The organism is Luteimonas sp. TWI382, from assembly GCF_039674545.1.
GTDB lineage: Bacteria > Pseudomonadota > Gammaproteobacteria > Xanthomonadales > Xanthomonadaceae > Luteimonas.
The window spans coordinates 139,327-156,804 of sequence record NZ_JBDJNS010000003.1 but is presented as its reverse complement, the minus strand read 5'-3'; the positions used below and the strand labels follow the sequence as shown (position 1 = coordinate 156,804).

Here is a 17,478-nt window from a genome sequence, read left to right as displayed (position 1 = left end):
AGAGAGACGGTGAGATCAGCCGTCGCGGGCGATCCGCTGCGCGATGCCGTCGAGCATCAGGCCAAGTCCTTGCTCGAAGCGCGCGTCGAAATCGACCGCGTTCCAGGCGTCGCGGGCCTGCCAGCAGTGTGGGAACCGCGCCTCGGCCAAGGCGAGAAACGTCGCACCCAGCGCCTGCATGCTGCCGTCGCCGGGCCACGACTGTTCCTCGATGACGAAGCCCATCGTGTAGTAGACCAAGTCCATCGACGTGGTCGCGGCGAACGTCGCCGGCGCCCCGGCACCCACCAGCGCCGCGATGCTCGCCTCGCCCACGCGCAGCATGTTCTCGGTGGCCAGGAACGTGCCCACATAGACCCGGGCCCCGTCACGGCGCGCCTTGAACGCCGCCCGGAACTCGTGGGCGATCTGCAGCAGCGTTTGCCGCCAGGGCTGGCCGTCGGGCACGTTCCGCGCGACGTCGGCGAGCATCGCATCGGCCATCGCATCGAGCAGCGCCTGCTTGCTGCAGAAGTGCCAGTACAGCGACGGCGCCCGGATGCCCAGTGCACACGCCACCTTGCGCAGCGTGAGGCCTTCGAGGCCGGCGTCGTCGAGGACCTCGAATGCGGCTTGGATGATGGTGTCCCTGGCAATGGGCGTACGCACGCGACGAGGCGACCTAACTTTGTTAGGGAGAGAATCTAACAGCGTTAGTTTGACGCAGCAAGCATCGCAAACCCCGCCCATGCGGCGGTCTGCTCGATCTTCTGACCGATGGAGGCGTGGCGCCTAGCGGCCGGCTCGCGAGGCCTCGAGCATGCGGCGACCGGCCTGGCCGTCGTAGGGCATGCGCCCGAGCCGACGCTGCTCGGCCTGGATCGCGCGCGGTGGCGGTCCAGGTCATGCCGTCGACCTCGCCGAAGTGGTGTCCGTGCGCGGAGCAGGGTCTGCAGCGCGCGGGGCGTCGGCGCGCGGTCAGCGCTCGTCGCGTCTGCCGAACTCGACCGGTTGGGCGTCGGACTTACTGCGCCAGACCCCTTCGCGGTAACGCTCGCAGTCGCGCGACACCGGCTCGCCCGGCTGGTCGGGCCGGCTGACGCATAGCGGATTGTTGTCGACCGCGGCATTGGTATCGCGGTACTCCATCGTGCCGCAGGCGGCGAGCGGCAAGGCCGCTGCCAGGCTCCACAAGCTGCGCATGGATGCAAATTCCGTCGCGTGACGGCCTCGACAATGTCAGGGACACGCCGCCTGCGCAAGGCCGGCCCGGCTGACCAGGCGATGCGCAGCGCCGCGGGTCTCCCAGCCGGTATCGACGCGGCCACGTCGTGGCGATGGGATGCGCTCGACTGCGCCCGCGATGCCGGCGAGCCGTCCGCCTAGGGTCGGCCCGGGGATGCCTGCGCGATCGTCGCGCGCGACGCTGGCGCTCCCCTCTGATGACGGGAGCGCAAGGTGAACACGATCCAATCGACGACGTCGTCCGGACTTGCCGCCGAGGCCCGCCCCGGGCCGGATGAGACCGGGCGGCATCACACGGTCGAACGTGGCGACACGCTGTCGGCCATCGCCCGGCGCTACGGGACCGATATCGCCGGTTTGCTGGCCGCCAATCCCCAGATCCGGAACCCCGACGTGCTGTATCCCGGCGACACGGTCGTCGTGCCAGCAGGGCAAGGCGCCGTGGACGTGCGTGCTGGCGACACGCTGTCCGGCATCGCCGCCGCACATGGCACCACGGTGCGCGCCCTGCTCGACGCCAATCCGCAGATCCGAAATCCCGACCTGATCCACGCCGGCCAGTCGATCGCGCTGCCGGGCGACCGGGGCGCGGCGCCCGTGCCCGGGCAGCCCGCTCCGCCGACCGCCGTCGACACCCCCTCCACGCCGCCCGCCGATGCCGGCGACCATCGTCTGGGCCAGTTGTCGGAGCAATACGAGACCGGCGGCCGCGGCCCCGGCACGGTGTCGAGCGGCGTCGGCGATCCGGGGGGCGTGTCCTACGGCAGCTACCAACTGGCGACCAATCGCGGCCGTCCGCAAGAGTTCCTGGCCGAGGAAGGCAGCCGGTGGGCAGGCGCGTTCGGCGGCGCCGCTCCGGGAACACCAGCCTTCAGCGCGACCTGGCGCGAGATCGCCGCGCGCGAGCCGGCGGCATTCGCCGACGCACAGCATGCCTACATCCAGCGCACGCACTACGACGTACAGACCGAACACGTGCGGACTAACACCGGTCTCGACGTCTCCGACCGCTCGGCGGCGGTGCAGGACGCGGTCTGGTCCACGGCGGTCCAACATGGGCCGGCGCGACGAATGCGATCACCCGCGCCGTGCGCGACGTCGAAGCGCGCGGGCTGTCGCCCGACGACGGTGTCGCATACGACCGCGCGCTGATCGATGCGATCTACGACGAGCGCGGCCGCCGCAACGCCGACGGCGCGCTGGTGTACTTCACCAGTGCACCGGCGTCCACGCAACGCAGCGTGGCCGAGCGGTTCGAGAACGAACGCGCGGACGCGCTGGCGATGCTCGACCCACCGTGATGCGCCGATGATGGCGGCCCGGGTATCGTGCGGCGCAACCACGGACGATGGAGCCGACCCCATGCAGCGCATTTCCACGCCTCGTGCCAGCCGCCTGATCGGCGTCACTTGCCTGGCCCTCGCCCTGTCGGCCTGCTCGCAGGCTGCAGCGCCGCCGGACGAGGGGTCGTCTGGCGCAGCACCATCGCGCGGCGCGGCGCATGACGCCGGCCAGCCGGCCTCCGAGCATCCCGAACGCGCAGGGCGCTATGTCCTGCGGGGCGCGCACGCAGCCGACCTGGAGTTGGCGCCTGCGGCCGCCGGTGCGCACTGGGAGGTGGTGCTGCGCGGCGGCGGCGCAGCCGCCGATGGCGCGGCCGTGGCGGCCGATTGCGAACTCCATGCCCGCGGCCCGCTGCGCGACGACCGCATCGATGCCGACGTCGTGCCGTTCGAGGGCGAACTGATGTCGGTGACTGCCGCCGACCTCAAGCGCGTACCTGCATCGGTGACGGTCCGCTTCGACGGGCCCAGCGTCGTCGTCCAGACCGACGCCGCGCTGTGCGGCAACGGCGCGGACTTCAACGGGCGCTACCAACGCAGCCAGCAATTGCAGCACGCTGGGTGACCCAAGCCGGTGTCGCCATGCGCGCACTTGAAGGCCACACGCATCGGCGAGAGCGAACGCTAACGGCCGGCCTGCAAGGCCTCGAGAATACGGCGACCCGCCCGGCCGTCGTCGGGCGTGAGCCCAAGCCGGCGCTGCTCGGCCTGGATCGCACGCCGGGTGGCGGTCCCGATCATGCCGTCCACCTCGCCGATGTCGTGCCCGCGCGCAGCGAGCAGGGTCTGCAGCGCGCGACGGTCGGCGCGCGACAGCCCAGGATCATCGGTCGGCCACGGCGTCGCCAGGCCCGTCCCGCCGCGCAGCCGGTCGGCGAGCAAGGCGATCGCCAGTGCGTAGCTCTCGGCGGCGTTGTACGAGTAGATCGCATCGTAGTTACGCAACACCAGAAACGCCGGGCCCGACGCGCCGGTCGGTGCGATCACCGCCGCGCGTGTGTCGCCGGCCGGCAACGCGCCGCCGTCGACGCGGGTCACGCCGCGCGCGGCCCACTCGGACACCGGCCGGCGGTTCGTGCGCCCGGCCTGCGCGATCGCGAAGCCCGACGGCAACCGGACCTCATAGCCCCAGGGCTGGCCGCGGCGCCAGCCGGCGCGCGCGAGATAGTGCGCGGTCGAGGCCAGGGCGTCGGGAATGCTGTCGACGAGATCGCGGCGGCCGTCGCCATCGAAATCCACCGCGATGCGCGCGTAGGTGCTGGGCATGAACTGCGTGTGGCCGAAGGCACCGGCCCAGGAACCGGTCAGGCCCGGATCGCGCAGATCGCCGTCGTGCAGCAGCTTGAGCAGCGCCAGGAATTCGCCGCGGAAGAACGGCTGTCGACGACCGTTGCAGGCCAGCGTCGCCAGCGACACGCGCAGCGGCCGCTTGCCCGAGATGCGCCCGTAGTCGCTCTCCACGCCCCAGACCGCAACCACGGTCTCGGCATCGACGCCGTACTGCGCCGCAACTCGCGCCAGCAGGTCGCGGTGCTCGGCCAACATCGCGCGGCCATCCTCGACGCGCTGCGCATCCACCAGCCCGGCCAGGTAATCCCACAGCGGCGTGGTGAATTCGGGTTGCGCGTCGAGCAGCGGCAAGACGCTCATGTCCGGCTGCAGGTCGGACGTCAACCGGTCGAAGGCATCGCCGGGAATACCGCGCTTGGCCGCATCACCACGGATGCCGGCCAGGCACTGGGCGAACGCGGCCGGATCGGCCGGCGGTGGCGGCGGCGTGGCCGCCGACACCGTGCCGGCCGCGCCCAGCAGCGCGAAGGTCGTGAGGGTACGCAGACGGATCTTCATCGCATGGAACTCCTGGGCAAAACGGCCCTGCCACTGTGCCTGAGCAGGCGGTCAGCGGGCGCGTGCGCGGGTTCGGGTTTAACGCGCCGCTCAGGCGGCCGCGCACGAACGATGGCAGAACGCGCAGGCCGACTCGGCCTCAGCGCACGTCGCCATCGACGTAATACCAGTGGCCGTCCTCGCGCACGAAGCGGCTGCGCTCGCGCATGCGCACGACGCTGCCGCCGCCGATGCGATAGCGCGCGACGAACTCGACCTCGGCGCGATCGTCGTCCAGCACGTCGAACGCACGCACGTCCAGGCCCAGCCACGTGGGCTGCGGCCCGCGCAGATCGAGATCCGGCGGGCAGGTGCGCGGATGCCAGCTCGTCCGCAGGTAGTCGACATCGCCGCGCACATAGGCGCTGTAGCGCGCACGCATCAGGGTCTGGGCATCCGGCGCCGGCATGCCGGCGTGGATGCGACCGCAGCAGTCGTCGAACGACAGGTGGCGGCCACAGGGACAGGCGGTCACGGAGGACGTATCGGAAGCGGACATCCGGGCATTGTGCAAGCACCGCGGCGCGATCGCGAGCGTGGACGGGGCGCGCTCACAGAAAGCCCGTCGCCGCCAGCGACACTGCCTCGCCCTCGCCGATGACGAAGTGATCGAGCACACGCACGTCGACCAGCGACAACGCCTGCCGGATCATGCTGGTGACTGTGCGGTCGGCGCCGCTCGGGCGATTGCTGCCGCTGGGATGGTTGTGGCCGACGATGATCGCCGCAGCGTTGTGGGCGAGCGCGCGCCGTGCCAGTTCGCGCGGATACACCTGCGCGTTGTCGATCGTGCCCTGGAACACCTCCTCGAAGGCCAATGCGCGATGCCGGGCGTCCAGGTAGAGCACGGCGAAGACTTCATGGGGAAGGCCGCGCAGGCGCTGGGTGAAGTAGCGACCGGCCGTGCCGGGGTCGGTGATTGCCTCGCCACGTTCGAGCGTCTGGGCCAGCACCCGGTTGCCCACTTCGAGTGCGGCGCTCAGGCAACTGGCGCGCGCCATGCCCAGGCCCGGCAGTTGGGTGAGTTCTTGCGGCCCGCGCTCGAGCAATGCGCGCAGCGAGCCGTGGTCCTTGAGCAGGTGGCGGCCGGTCGCCACCGCGTCCATGCCGCGCAGGCCCGAGCCCAGGAAGATCGCCAGCAACTCCGCGTCCGACAGCGCGCCCGCGCCCCGGGCGAAGAGTTTCTCGCGCGGCCGCTCGCTCTTGGGCCATTTCGATATGTGCATCGCCGCCTCCGTTGGGGGAGCCGGCACCGGCGCGACGCGACGGGGAGGACGTCGGACGCGCATCGCCGGTGCCGGCGGGACCTGTATTGCAGCGCGTCCGCCGGTCCCCGCGCAGCCAGCGGTCCACACCGCTTCGGGTAAGCTGTCGGTCGATTTTCCGGTAGGGCTTCCCCGACCATGGCTGGCGCGTCGACCTCGCTGCATGGGCAGCGCATTCTGCTGTGCGTGTGCGGCGGCATCGCCGCCTACAAGGCCGCCGACCTCGTCCGGCGTCTGCGTGATGCCGGCGCCCAGGTGCGCGTGGCGATGACCGACAGCGCGCTGCACTTCGTCTCGGCCGCGACCTTCCAGGCGGTGTCGGGCGAACCGGTGCGCACCACCTTGTGGGACCCAGGCGCCGAGGCCGCGATGGGCCATATCGAGCTGGCACGGTGGGCCACGCGCGTGGTCGTGGCGCCAGCGACCGCGAACACGCTGGCCAAGCTCGCGCACGGTTTCGCCGACAACCTGGTCACCACGCTGTGCCTGGCGACGACCGCGCCGCTGACCGTGTGCCCGGCGATGAACCACCGCATGTGGCTGCACCCGGCCACGCAGGCCAACCTCGCGCTGCTGCGCGAGCGCGGCGCGCAGGTCGTGGGGCCGGAGGACGGCCCGCTGGCCGAAGGCGAATCGGGCCCCGGACGACTGGCCGAGCCGACCGCGATCGTCGCGGCGCTGCCGGTATGAGCGGGCCGCTGGCCGGCCGACGCGTGATCGTCAGTGCCGGACCGACGTACGAGGACCTCGATCCGGTGCGGTTCCTGGGCAACCGCAGCAGCGGCAAGATGGGCTTCGCGGTCGCCGCGGCCGCCGCCCAGGCCGGTGCCGAGGTGCGGCTGGTGGCCGGCCCCGTGCACCTGCCCACGCCCGACGGCGTGACGCGTGTCGATGTGCGTTCGGCCGCGCAGATGCACGCCGCGGTGTTCGCGGCCCTGCCCGCCGACGTCTACGTCGGGGCCGCTGCGGTCGCGGACTTCACACCGGCCCAGGTCGCCACGTCGAAGATCAAGAAGCGTGCCGGCGAGGCCGGCCTGACGCTCGAATTGGTGCGCACCCGCGACATCCTCGCCGAGCTCGCCGCCGACCCGCGCCGGCCTCGGCTGGTGGTCGGCTTCGCCGCCGAGACCGACGACGTCGACGGCAACGCCCGCCACAAGCTCGCCACCAAGCGCGTCGATCTGATCGCGGCCAACCGTGTCGGTGTCGCCGGCAGTGGGTTCGAGGGCGACGACAACCTGCTGGTGGTGCACGATGCCGCCGGCCAGCACACGCTGGGCCCCGGCCCCAAAACCGCGATCGCGGCCGACCTGGTCGCGCTGATCGCCCACCGCCTCGATCCGGAGCCGCCATGAACCACATCCTCGATGTCCGCGTGCTCGATGCGCGCTTCGGCCAGCAGTGGCCGCTGCCGGCGTACGCCACTGAAGGCAGCGCCGGTCTCGACCTGCGCGCGGCGCTCGACGAGCCGCTGGCGCTGTTGCCCGGCGACGTCGCGCTGGTGCCCTCGGGCCTGGCGATCCATATCGGCGACCCGGGCCTGTGCGCGGTCGTGTTGCCGCGTTCGGGGCTCGGCCACAAGCACGGCATCGTGCTCGGCAACGGCACCGGCTTGATCGACGCCGACTACCAGGGCCCGCTGATGATCAGCGTCTGGCACCGCGGCAAGGACGCCTTCACCATCGAACCGGGCGACCGCATCGCACAGCTGGTGCTGCTGCCGGTGGTGCGCGCGACGCTCAACGTGGTGGATACTTTCGTCGACACCGCACGTGGAGCCGGGGGATTCGGGCACTCGGGCGTCCGCTGACGGGGAAGGCCATGGGCGAGAAGGATCCGCATCGCACACGCGAACTGACCACGCAGCTGGCTCGCGTCGCGCCGGTGCTCGCCGTGGTGCTGGCGCTGCTGGCCCTGTGGTGCGCCTGGCAAGGCGTCCGCCAGTGGCAGGCCGGACAGCGCAGCGCCAGCGTGGCGCAGGCGCGCGATGCCGCGATCGATGCGACCGGGCAGGCGCTGCAGGCCGAACTGCGGCGGATGGGCGAACGCCTGGCCAGCGCGCCGGTGCAGCGCGCGCTGCAGGACGGCCGCCTGGATGCCGCCGGCGTCGAACTCGGCCGCGACTGGTCCGGCGCGACCGGCGTCGCGGTGGTGCCGCGCGACCTGCGCGGCGAGTACGACGCCCTGGGCCCGGGCCACTTCGGCCGACTCGCGGCCCTCGAAAGCGCACTCGCCGCCGGCGAGCCGGTGCTGATGGTGGCCGGCGGCCCCGCCGGTCCGCAGATCCTGGTCACCGCCCCCGCGCGCGCCGGCGAACGACCGGTAGGCGTGGCGATCGCCGCGCTCCCGCTCGAGCGCGCGACCGCCGGCCTGGCTGCGGCCGACGTCGACCCGGCGACCTACGTCGCGCTGCGGCAGGGGGGCCAGACGCTGCTGGCGCGCGGCGAGCCGGCGCTGTCGAACGTCGCCGAGCGCCTGGGCCGACAGGTGCCGGGCACGCAGTTGCGGATCGTCGCCGCAACCCCGCACGTCGGTCCCCCGCCGCTGGGACTGTCGGCAGTGCCGTTGCTCGTGCTCGCCGCGACGCTGCTGGCCTTGGCGGTCGTGGCCTGGCGACTCGCTCGGCGGCGCTCGCCTGCCGGCAGCGCACCCGATGCGGCGCCCACGCTCGCCCAGTCGCTGGCAACAGCCGACGCGGGGCGCCCGGCCCCCCGTCCGGCGCCGGCAACGGCGCCCAAGCCAGTGGCGGCACGGCTCGATCCGGCGATCTTCCGCGCCTACGACATCCGGGGCGTCGTCGGGCGCACACTCGATGCCGCGATCGCCGAGTCGATCGGGCGCGCGATCGGCACGCTGATGCACGAGCAGGGGCTGGACGAGATCGTGGTCGGTCGCGACGGCCGGCTCTCGGGCCCGGACCTGGTCGCCGGCCTCGTCACCGGTCTGCGCGCGAGCGGGCGCAATGTCGTCGACATCGGCCTGGTGCCCACTCCGCTGAGCTACTTCGCGGCCTACCACCTGCGCACCGGCTGCTGCGTCTCGGTCACCGGCAGCCACAATCCGCCCGAGTACAACGGGTTCAAGATCGTCGTCGGCGGCGAGACGCTGTCGGGCGAGGCCATCGCCGATCTGCATGCGCGCATCACGGGCGAGCGCCTGTACGCTGCGCCGGCGCCGGGCGGACTGGTCGAGCGCGACCTCGCCGAAGACTACATCCGCCGCATCGCCGACGACATCCAGATCGCACGGCCGCTGAAGGTCGTCGTCGATGCCGGCAACGGCGCGGCGGGCACGCTGGGCCCGCGCGTGCTCGAGGCGATCGGCGCCGACGTGATCCCGCTGCACTGCGAGATCGATGGCACCTTCCCGCATCACCATCCCGATCCGAGCGAGCCGCGCAACCTGGCCGACCTGATCGACGTCGTCAAGCGCATGGGCGCCGACCTGGGCGTGGCCTTCGACGGCGACGGCGACCGGCTGGGCGTGGTCGCCGCCGATGGCGCCATCATCGAGGCCGATCGCGTGTTGATGCTGTTCGCCGCCGACCTGCTCGAACGCAATCCCGGCGCGTTGATCATCCACGACGTCAAATGCACCGGCCGCTTGACCGGCCATGTGCTGCGCCACGGCGGCAGCCCGCTGATGTGGAAGACCGGTCACTCGCTGATCAAGGCCAAGATGCGCGAGACCGGCGCCGAGCTGGCCGGCGAGATGAGCGGCCATTTCTTCTTCGCCGAGCGCTGGTTCGGTTTCGACGACGGGCTCTATGCCGCCGCGCGGCTGCTGGAGATCCTCGCGCTGGAAGCCGACCCCACCGCCGCGCTCCATGCGCTGCCGGTCGGCGTGTCGACGCCCGAGCTCAAGGTCGAGGTGCCCGGCGGCGACCCGCACGCATTCGTCGCGAGATTCCTCGCGCAGGCCGCATTCGACGGCGCACGGCTGTCGACGATCGACGGGCTGCGTGCCGACTGGCCCGACGGCTGGGGACTGGTGCGCGCGTCGAACACGACGCCGGTGCTCGTACTGCGCTTCGATGCCGACGATGCACAGGCGCTGGCACGGATCCAGGGATTGTTCCGCGAGCGCCTGCTCGCGATCGAACCGGGACTGACGCTGCCGTTCTGAGGTGCGCATCGCCTGCGACCTGCACGCCGCGCGCCCTCGCGCTGGCGTGTGGCCACCGGGATCATGGAAAGCACCGCGCACCGCCCGACCCGCGCTCGCGGGCACGTCCGACATCGGCACGGGCAACAGGCCGATGTCACGCATCGACGCACTGACCGAGGCTGACGGCACACCTTCATCGGAGTGCCGCCATGTCGATGCCGATCCGTTTGTCCTGCCTGCTGTGGCTGTGCACCGGCCTGGCGCCGATGCCGGTGCCTGCGCAGCCAACCCCCGATGCGCTCATGCTGGCCACCGACCTGCGCGGCGAGATCGACGTCGGCGCCTACTACGTCAGCGAGAAACTCGACGGCGTGCGCGGGCGCTGGGACGGTCAGGCGCTGTGGACGCGCGGCGGCCACCGCATCGCGGTCCCGGCAGGCTTCACCCTGGGCTGGCCCGACGGCTCGATGGACGGCGAGTTGTGGCTCGGGCGCGGCCGGTTCGACGAGACCAGCGCGCTCGTGCGTGGCGCCGATCCGACCGATCCGCGCTGGCGGCAACTGCGGTTCCTGGTCTTCGACCTGCCCGACCACGCCGGCCCGTTTTCCGAGCGCATGGCCGCGATGCAAGTGCTGACCTCAGGCACGGCGCATCCACAGTTGGCCATGATCGCGCAGACGCGCCTGCCGTCGCGGGCCGCGCTCGACACCCGGCTGGCGGAGGTCGTGGACGGCGGCGGCGAGGGATTGATGCTGCACCACCGCGACGCGCGCTACGCCGCCGGCCGCAGTCCCGCGCTGCGCAAGCTCAAGCCGTTCGACGATGCCGAAGCGCGGGTCGTGGGTTACCTGCCGGGCAAGGGCAAGTACGCCGGTCTGGTGGGCGCGCTGGTGGTCGAGCATGCCGACGGACGCCGGTTCCGGATCGGCAGCGGACTGCGCGACGCACAGCGGCGCGACCCGCCCGCGATCGGCAGCCTGGTCACCTACCGCCACAACGGCGTGACCGCCAACGGCCTGCCGCGTTTCGCCCGGTTCCTGCGCGTCCGCGACGACGAACCCAACGCCTCGCCCCCTGGTGACGGCAAGCCGCCTGAGAGGCCCTCGCCGCGATCGTGATGCCGGCACCCCGGCCGGTCCTCCGGCAGGCGCACCCGAAACCGGGCGCGCCCGCCGGGACCGCTGGCAGGTTAAGGCGAGGGACCGTCGTCGCGGCGACGGTCCAGGTAGGCCTGCGCCCACCGGTCGGCCACCTTGCCGGCCGCTGTGCGCCCGCCCAGGCCGAAGGCCAATGCGACCGCCACCGCCACTGCACCGAGCACCAGGCCGAACGCGAGATTGACGATGTCATCGGCGATGCCCATCGCGCGCAGCCCCATCGCGATCACCAGCCCCAGGATCGCGACGCGGGCGATGCGCGACAGGCCGACGCCGCCGCCGGGATTGGCGCGCTGGATCGCGCGCGCGGCCAGGTCGGCCAGCCAGTAGCCCACGACCAGGATCACGCCGCCCAGCAGGATGTCGCCACCGAAGGCGATGAAGGTCGCCAACAGGTCGCGCACGCCGGTGAAGCCCAGTCGATGCGCGGCTTCGACCGTCGCAAACAGCAGGATGAAGAACAGCGCCACGCGGCCAACGCACACCGAAAGGCCGGTACCGGCAGGCGGCGCCGACGTTGCGGAGGCCGGGGCCACCGGTGTGGTCTTAAGCGGCAGGCCAGGCTCCGGCGTGCCGGCGGCGGCAACCGGATCGGCGGTCGCGAGCGCCGTGTCCACCGGCGCCGGCCCGGTCGGCGTCGTGCCGAACACGCCCCCCAATCCAAGGCGCTCGGGCAGGCGGTCGAAGCCGAGATTCTCCAGCAGGCGCGTCAGCAGCCCGGAGACGAACCGGCCCAGGTACCAGGCCACCAGCAGAATCAGCGCAGCGGCCAGGATGTTGGGCACCGCGGTCAGGAACAATCCCAGCATCTCGCCGGCCGGCTCGGAGATCGCGCGGATCGCAAGCGCGTCGAGCGCGGCGATCAGCGTCGGCACGATGACCAGCACGAACGCCAGCGTGCCGCCCAGTTGCGACAGGCGCACGCCCGCACCGGCCTGCCCGTGATCGCCGAAGCGGTCGATGCCGGTCGCCGCGAGCAGGTTGCTCACCAGCCCGCGCAGCACCTTGGCGATGAGCCAGCCGACCAGCCCGATCACCACGGCGGCAAAGACATTGGGCAGCATCGACGTGACCTGCGCGGTCATCTGCGACAACGGTGCCATGAGGCCTTCCACGCGCAGGGCTGCAACGATCGCCGGCAGGAACAGCAACAGCACCAGCCAGTAGACGACATCGCCGAGCACCGCCGAGATCGGCCGCACCCCGGCCGATGCCGACAGTTTCTCGTCCCAACGCCCGGCGGCCATCAGCCGGTTGACGCCCGCGCGCAGCGCCGTGGCCAGCAGCCAGGCGACCAGGGCGAGCACGCCGGCCAGAATGATCCGCGGCAGATACAGCATGACTTCGGCCACCAGCGCCGAGAACGGGCCGTACAGGCCATCGAAGCGCAGTACGCTGAACACGCCGATCAACGCGACGATGATCACGAACCAGAACGCGACCGACGCCGCCACCCGGACGACATCGATACTGGACGCGGTCTGGGCGTTCACCCGTTCGTTGAGGCGCAGACGGGTCAGCCCGCTGCGGACCAGGCCGCGCACGAACAGCGCGACGATCAGTCCGACGACCAGGACGGCGACCGCCGCCAGGACGGTCGGCAAATAGTGGCCCAGGCTCAGTTGAAGTTGCCGGGCGAGCGTATCGGGTTGCATGGGGCGTCTCTCCTCGCAGGGATGCGGATCCACCGCATCGCGTCGATGGCGCCGGCAGCGCGGGCGGCAGTGCCGACGGCGGAAGGCGCGCGGCGGCATCGGGATCGCACCGTCATGCGACGGTCGAGCAGAATCGATCCCCATGCCGGGGCGATGACGGTGACCGCATCGCCGGAACCGGGCGAGGTCCAGTCTGGTGATGACGATGTCGGCTCAGAGTGAACGGAACGTAACGCCCGTATCGTGCAGGCAACGCCATCAAGCGCCGTCCGGCGCGATGCCGCGCCCCCGGCCCCACGGCTCGCGGGTCAATTCACCGGCCAGGCATGACGCCGCCGGCGCGTCTCAGCAGGCGCGTTCCCGGGCGAAGGGATTGAGCCTGCGCACCCAGCTGTCGCCGCAGTCGATATCCACCGGCTCGGGCTCAACCGGCTTGGCGGGCGCACGCGCCGCCGCGCGCGCGCGCTCGAGTTCGGCGCGCTTCTCGCGGATGCGCGGCAGCGCGGCCAGCGCGGCGCGCTCGCCCTGCAGGATCGCCGCATTGCGCTGTTCGAAACTGGCCGGCCCGATGTCGTTGACCTGTGGGCGGATCACCACGTCCGCGCGGGCGAGTTCCTGCCGGCCGAGGTTCTGGCCCATGATCGCGATCGACTGGTTGACGATGCCCAGCATGCTGCCGGGCGTGCTGCCGCTGGCCTTGCTGGAGATATCGACCGCGATCACCAAGTCGGCGCCGAGTTGGCGGGCCGCATCCACTGGCACCGGGCTGACGACCCCGCCGTCGACATAGTGGCGGTCGCCGATCTTCACCGGTTCGAACACACCCGGCACGCTGCTCGAGGCGCGCACGGCCTGGCCGGTGTTGCCGCGGACGAACACGATGCGATCGCCGGTCTCCAGGCGCGTGGCAACGGCTGCGAACGGGATCGGCAGACGGTCGATCGTGCGATTGCCGACTTCGCGATTGACGTAGTCCTGCAGCGCGACGCCCTGCACCAGCCCGCCGGAGAACAACCGCACGTCACGGATGCTCGATTCGTCGAGCGCAACCGCCCGCTCCTGCATCCGGAACGGATCCATGCCGCTGGCGTAGAGCGCACCGACCACGCTACCGGCGCTGGTCCCGGCGACGACATCGGCCTTGATGCCATTGGCTTCGAGCATCTTGATCACGCCGATGTGCGCGAAGCCCTTGGCCGCACCGCCGCCGAGCGCCAGGCCGATCCGGACCGGAGGCGTCCTGGTCGCGGGCGCCGCGGACGTCTGGGCGGGGGCGACCGGCACGGGTTTGACGTTGTCGCGTCCGCAACCGGCCACGAGCAACGCCAACGCGCACAGCACGAGCGCCAGCGGGACGCGGCGCGAGACGGGAAACGGCGGGGAACATGGACGCATGGCGGTGGCATCGAAGGGGCGAGGCGCGAGGATACCGAGGCAGGCCCCGCACGGGCAGACACCGGCGACATGGCGCAACACGCGGGCGCATGACGCGCGATGGGCGTCGCATCGGCACGACGAAAAGCGGCCGACCCTGTCAGGATCGGCCGCTTCTTCGACGCTTGGAGACGACGCCGCGACGCGACGCCCGGGGGCGGCTCAGTCCTGGCCGGCGTCGTCCGACGCGGTCTGTCCACGTGCCGCGTTGACCGAGCGCTTGCGTGCGGCGGCGTTGCCGGCCTCGATGCGACGTGAGTTGCCCTGGATGGTGCCGTTGGCCTGCTTCTTGCGGTACTGCCGCGCGGCCACCCAGACCAGGCCCAGGCCGATGGCGCTGGCGGCCACGATCGCCGGGTTGCGACGCAGGAACCCGCCCGCGACCTTCGCGCCAGTGCGCGCGGCACCCACGGTCAGGCCGGTCTTGAGCCACTTTTCCGCCGTGCCCGGAATCGCGTGGCGCAGGCTGTCGCCTGCCTGGCCGACCAGCGACACGGCCTTGTCGGACAGCGCTTCGAACTTGCTCATCGGGGGCTCCTGGAAAATGACCATGGGGAAAGGCCGTCAGTGTGCGGCCGCGACCGTCGATCCAGCGTGAGCGCAGGCCCGGCGCGCCTTGGCGTTCAACCCCCGTTGTGCACGCCGCGCCGCGCCGCGCCACACACCACCAACCCCCGCAGCCGCGCCACGCACGCCCGACCGCCGCGGCAAAGTCCCACCGTCGCCACGGGTCCAGAGCCCCACGTCGCTAAGTACCGCGCGGTTTGGCCCGATGTGTTGCAGGGGCATTCCAAGGATCCTCCGGCCACGGATGTTTCGGATACCGCCCCTTCATCTCCTTGCGCACCTCGGGGTACGTCCGTGCCCAGAACCCCTGCAGGTCGCGGGTGACCTGCAACGGCCGACCGGCCGGCGACAGCAGGTGGATCGTCAGCGCGACGCGGCCATCGGCGATCGTCGGCGTGTCCCCCAGGCCGAACAGCTCCTGCAGCTTGACCGCGAGCACCGGCGGGCGCGGCGTGCCGTCGGCCTCGAGGCCGTACTCGATCGCGCGCACCTGACCGGATGGCACGGCGATCCGCACCGGTGCCAGGCGGTCGAGCTGCTGGCGCTGCGCCCAGTCGAGCCGGCCCTGCAACGCCTGCGCGAAGGTGTCGGCGTCCAGCGCGTCGAGCCGCGTGCAGCCGGCGAACGCCGGCGCCAGCCAGCCCTCGCGGGTGGCCAGCAGCGCCGCGTCGGACAGGTCGGGCAGGCCCAGCTCGGGCATCCACATCCGCAGCCCCTCGACACGCGCCTGCCACTGGCGCAGTCCGTCGCGCCACGGCAGCACGTCGAGTCCGAGTTCACCGACCGCGTCGCTGAGCGCGCGTGCAGCCTGCGCCGGATCGACCCGGCCGTTGGGCCGGGCATCGAGCACGATGCCGTCGAAACGCTGCACGCGCAGGCCCACCAGCGCGCGCTTGCCGGCATCCCAATGGGTCTCGTCGGCGACGACGAAGCGCGCAGGCCAGGCCCGCCGCAGCTGCGCCTCGTCGACCGGCGCGCCGCGCAGCAGCAGCGCGTCGCGCGCCTCGAAGCGCAGGTCGCTGGCGACGATCCATGGCTCACCGAGCAAGGCGCTGTCGTCGAACAACCGGGCCATGCGTCCGTTGCTCAGGCCGTAACGTCGGGCGTCGCGGGCATGGCGATGGCCGATCCGGTCCGGGAAGGCATGCGCCAGCAGGTCACCGAGCGCATGCGCTGGCACGCTCGACGGCGGCGCGACCTCGACCCGCAGGCGCCGCCGCCATTGCCGGGCCGCCGCATCGATCGCCGCCAGCGCCGAGCGCGCGGCATCGGCCGGCACGCGCCCGGCGCGGAACGCGGCCAGCGCCTGCCAACGCACCGCCAGCGCGTCCGAACGCGTCGCGCCGCGCATCGGATCGCGCGCCTCGATCAGCGCGCACAGGTCGCAGGCCAGTGCACGCGCGGCCGGCGCGTCGGCGGCCAGCAGCATCGCCGCCAACCGCGGATGGGTGCCCAGCGCGAGCATGCGTCGGCCGATCGGCGTGATCGTGTCCCCCGCATCGAGCGCGTCGAGCCGGCGCAGCAGATCGCGCGCGGCCGCCAGCGCCCCGATCGGCGGCGCATCGGGGAACGCGAGCGCGTTGTCACCCCAGGCCGCCAGTTCGAGCGCGAGCGCCGCCAGTTCGACCTGCGCGATCTCGGGACGACGCTGCGGCTCGAGCCGTTGCGATTCGGGCCACAGCCGCAGCGCCACGCCCGGTGCCACGCGGCCGGCGCGCCCGGCGCGCTGGTCGGCCGAGGCCTGACTGACCGTCACCACGTCCAGCCGCGAGAACCCGCTGTTGGGATCGAAGCGCGGTTCGCGCGCCAGTCCGCTGTCGATCACGATGCGCACGCCCGGCAACGTGACGCTGCTCTCGGCGACATTGGTCGCCAGCACGATCCGGCGCCGGCCGTGGGCGTCCGGCTGCAGCACGTGCGTCTGCGCCTCGACCGGCAGCTCGCCGTGCAGTGCGAGCACCTCGGGCGTGCCGCTCGCGTCCAGCCGCTGGACATCGCCCTCCAGCAGCGCCTGCACGCGCGCGATCTCGCGCTGGCCGGGCAGGAACACCAGCACGTCGCCCGGATACGCGGCGAGCGCGTCCACCAGCACGCGGCGGACCTGCTGCGCCAGCGCTTCGTCGCGGCGCGGCGGTGCGTGAGAGATCTCCACCGGGAAGCTGCGGCCGGCGCTCGACAGGCGCGGCGCATCCAGCCACTGCGCGATGCGCGCCCCATCGAGCGTGGCCGACATCACCACGATGCGCAGGCCCTCGCGCAAGCCCGCCTGCACCTCGCGCGCCAGCGCCAGCCCCAGGTCGCCGGCCAGGTGTCGCTCGTGGAATTCGTCGAACAGCAGCGCGCCGACGCCGGCCGGCCCCATGCCGCCGAGCTCGGGGTCGTCCTGCAGCATCCGGGTCAGGATGCCTTCGGTCACGACCTCGATGCGCGTGCGCGCCGACACCCGGTGTTCGAAGCGGATGCGGTAGCCGACCGTGCCGCCGACCTCTTCGCCGAGTTGGCGGGCCATGAACGTCGCGGCCGAACGCGCCGCGACCCGGCGCGGTTCGAGCATCACGATGCGGCGACCGGCGAGCCAGGGCGCGTCGAGCAGCGCCAGCGGCACCTGGGTGGTCTTGCCGGCACCGGGCGGCGCCTCGAGCACCAGCCGCGGGTGCGCGGCCAGGCTGGCGAGGAGCTCGGACAGCAACGGGGCGATCGGGAAGTCGGGAGCAGCGGCGGTCGTCACGGCGCACAGGCTAGCGGGCCGGTCGGCCGCGCGATAGCCGTGGCGCGCGCCCGACCGCTTAGGGTTGTCCCGGGTGGCAACCGTCATCTGCGGCGCTTAAGGTCGGCACGT

The 17,478-nt window shown here is 72.1% G+C and carries 15 protein-coding genes and 1 pseudogene; 7 read left to right on the top strand and 9 right to left on the bottom strand.

The genetic code is table 11. The annotated features are described in order from the left end of the window. Window positions 1-15 precede the first annotated feature (15 nt). Window positions 16-648, bottom strand: coding sequence for a TetR/AcrR family transcriptional regulator C-terminal domain-containing protein (locus tag ABE505_RS03395; RefSeq protein WP_346441935.1), 633 nt, complete (start codon window positions 646-648; stop codon window positions 16-18). 309 nt (window positions 649-957) lie between these two features. Continuing rightward, window positions 958-1,182 (bottom strand): hypothetical protein, encoded by a 225-nt coding sequence (locus ABE505_RS03390; RefSeq protein ID WP_346441937.1) that lies wholly within the window; start codon window positions 1,180-1,182, stop codon window positions 958-960. Window positions 1,183-1,437: 255 nt separating this feature from the next. Between ABE505_RS03390 and ABE505_RS03385 the strand changes: the two genes are divergently transcribed. From ABE505_RS03385 to ABE505_RS03375, 3 genes are all read left to right on the top strand, one after another. Beyond that, a complete protein-coding gene (locus ABE505_RS03385) occupies window positions 1,438-2,376 on the top strand; it encodes a LysM peptidoglycan-binding domain-containing protein (RefSeq protein WP_346441938.1) in 939 nt (312 codons plus the stop codon). Beyond that, window positions 2,313-2,525, top strand: coding sequence for a hypothetical protein (locus tag ABE505_RS03380; protein WP_346441939.1), 213 nt, complete (start codon window positions 2,313-2,315; stop codon window positions 2,523-2,525). Before ABE505_RS03385 ends, ABE505_RS03380 begins: the two co-directional genes overlap by 64 nt. Window positions 2,526-2,586: 61 nt before the next feature. After that, window positions 2,587-3,132, top strand: coding sequence for a hypothetical protein (locus ABE505_RS03375; RefSeq protein WP_346441940.1), 546 nt, complete (start codon window positions 2,587-2,589; stop codon window positions 3,130-3,132). 59 nt (window positions 3,133-3,191) lie between these two features. Here the strand turns inward: ABE505_RS03375 and ABE505_RS03370 are convergent, their stop codons facing one another. The 3 genes from ABE505_RS03370 to radC form a co-directional block, all read right to left on the bottom strand. Further along, window positions 3,192-4,415: a lytic murein transglycosylase gene (locus ABE505_RS03370; protein ID WP_346441941.1), complete on the bottom strand. Its 1,224-nt coding sequence runs from the start codon at window positions 4,413-4,415 to the stop codon at window positions 3,192-3,194. Window positions 4,416-4,554: 139 nt separating this feature from the next. Further along, window positions 4,555-4,953 carry a YchJ family metal-binding protein gene (locus ABE505_RS03365; RefSeq protein WP_346441942.1) on the bottom strand — a complete coding sequence of 133 codons (399 nt, stop codon included), beginning with the start codon at window positions 4,951-4,953 and terminating at the stop codon, window positions 4,555-4,557. A 52-nt stretch (window positions 4,954-5,005) separates the two neighbouring features. Beyond that, a complete protein-coding gene (radC, locus tag ABE505_RS03360; RefSeq protein WP_346441943.1) occupies window positions 5,006-5,680 on the bottom strand; it encodes a DNA repair protein RadC in 675 nt (224 codons plus the stop codon). A 177-nt stretch (window positions 5,681-5,857) separates the two neighbouring features. On the opposite strand from radC, the pseudogene coaBC reads away from it, so the two are divergent. From coaBC to ABE505_RS03340, 4 genes and pseudogenes are all read left to right on the top strand, one after another. Continuing rightward, window positions 5,858-7,074, top strand: a pseudogene (coaBC, locus tag ABE505_RS03355) (bifunctional phosphopantothenoylcysteine decarboxylase/phosphopantothenate--cysteine ligase CoaBC). After that, window positions 7,071-7,529 carry a dUTP diphosphatase gene (gene dut, locus ABE505_RS03350; RefSeq protein ID WP_337243592.1) on the top strand — a complete coding sequence of 153 codons (459 nt, stop codon included), beginning with the start codon at window positions 7,071-7,073 and terminating at the stop codon, window positions 7,527-7,529. Before coaBC ends, dut begins: the two are co-directional and overlap by 4 nt. 11 nt (window positions 7,530-7,540) lie before the next feature. Beyond that, the gene (locus ABE505_RS03345) at window positions 7,541-9,844 is read left to right on the top strand and encodes a phosphomannomutase/phosphoglucomutase (RefSeq protein WP_346441944.1); all 2,304 of its coding nucleotides are present in this window, start codon (window positions 7,541-7,543) and stop codon (window positions 9,842-9,844) included. A 191-nt stretch (window positions 9,845-10,035) separates the two neighbouring features. Further along, the gene (locus ABE505_RS03340) at window positions 10,036-10,944 is read left to right on the top strand and encodes a DNA ligase (protein ID WP_346441945.1); all 909 of its coding nucleotides are present in this window, start codon (window positions 10,036-10,038) and stop codon (window positions 10,942-10,944) included. A 71-nt stretch (window positions 10,945-11,015) separates the two neighbouring features. Here the strand turns inward: ABE505_RS03340 and ABE505_RS03335 are convergent, their stop codons facing one another. From ABE505_RS03335 to hrpB, 4 genes are all read right to left on the bottom strand, one after another. Continuing rightward, window positions 11,016-12,638 (bottom strand): mechanosensitive ion channel, encoded by a 1,623-nt coding sequence (locus ABE505_RS03335; protein WP_346441946.1) that lies wholly within the window; start codon window positions 12,636-12,638, stop codon window positions 11,016-11,018. 345 nt (window positions 12,639-12,983) lie between these two features. Then, a complete protein-coding gene (locus tag ABE505_RS03330; RefSeq protein WP_346441947.1) occupies window positions 12,984-14,033 on the bottom strand; it encodes a patatin-like phospholipase family protein in 1,050 nt (349 codons plus the stop codon). 201 nt (window positions 14,034-14,234) lie between these two features. Continuing rightward, the gene (locus ABE505_RS03325; RefSeq protein ID WP_346441948.1) at window positions 14,235-14,600 is read right to left on the bottom strand and encodes a hypothetical protein; all 366 of its coding nucleotides are present in this window, start codon (window positions 14,598-14,600) and stop codon (window positions 14,235-14,237) included. 220 nt (window positions 14,601-14,820) lie between these two features. After that, window positions 14,821-17,454 (bottom strand): ATP-dependent helicase HrpB, encoded by a 2,634-nt coding sequence (gene hrpB / locus ABE505_RS03320; protein WP_346441949.1) that lies wholly within the window; start codon window positions 17,452-17,454, stop codon window positions 14,821-14,823. Window positions 17,455-17,478: the final 24 nt, after the last annotated feature.

Bases quoted from the DNA above. Each gene is read 5' to 3' on its own strand.
- ABE505_RS03365 (WP_346441942.1), bottom strand. From the start codon at position 4,953: ATGTCCGCTTCCGATACGTCCTCCGTGACCGCCTGTCCCTGTGGCCGC.
- dut (WP_337243592.1), top strand. From the start codon at position 7,071: ATGAACCACATCCTCGATGTCCGCGTGCTCGATGCGCGCTTCGGCCAG.
- ABE505_RS03345 (WP_346441944.1), top strand. From the start codon at position 7,541: ATGGGCGAGAAGGATCCGCATCGCACACGCGAACTGACCACGCAGCTG.
- radC (WP_346441943.1), bottom strand. From the start codon at position 5,680: ATGCACATATCGAAATGGCCCAAGAGCGAGCGGCCGCGCGAGAAACTC.
- ABE505_RS03335 (WP_346441946.1), bottom strand. From the start codon at position 12,638: ATGCAACCCGATACGCTCGCCCGGCAACTTCAACTGAGCCTGGGCCAC.
- ABE505_RS03340 (WP_346441945.1), top strand. From the start codon at position 10,036: ATGTCGATGCCGATCCGTTTGTCCTGCCTGCTGTGGCTGTGCACCGGC.
- ABE505_RS03370 (WP_346441941.1), bottom strand. From the start codon at position 4,415: ATGAAGATCCGTCTGCGTACCCTCACGACCTTCGCGCTGCTGGGCGCG.
- hrpB (WP_346441949.1), bottom strand. From the start codon at position 17,454: ATGACGGTTGCCACCCGGGACAACCCTAAGCGGTCGGGCGCGCGCCAC.
- ABE505_RS03325 (WP_346441948.1), bottom strand. From the start codon at position 14,600: ATGAGCAAGTTCGAAGCGCTGTCCGACAAGGCCGTGTCGCTGGTCGGC.
- ABE505_RS03375 (WP_346441940.1), top strand. From the start codon at position 2,587: ATGCAGCGCATTTCCACGCCTCGTGCCAGCCGCCTGATCGGCGTCACT.
- ABE505_RS03390 (WP_346441937.1), bottom strand. From the start codon at position 1,182: ATGCGCAGCTTGTGGAGCCTGGCAGCGGCCTTGCCGCTCGCCGCCTGC.
- ABE505_RS03330 (WP_346441947.1), bottom strand. From the start codon at position 14,033: ATGCGTCCATGTTCCCCGCCGTTTCCCGTCTCGCGCCGCGTCCCGCTG.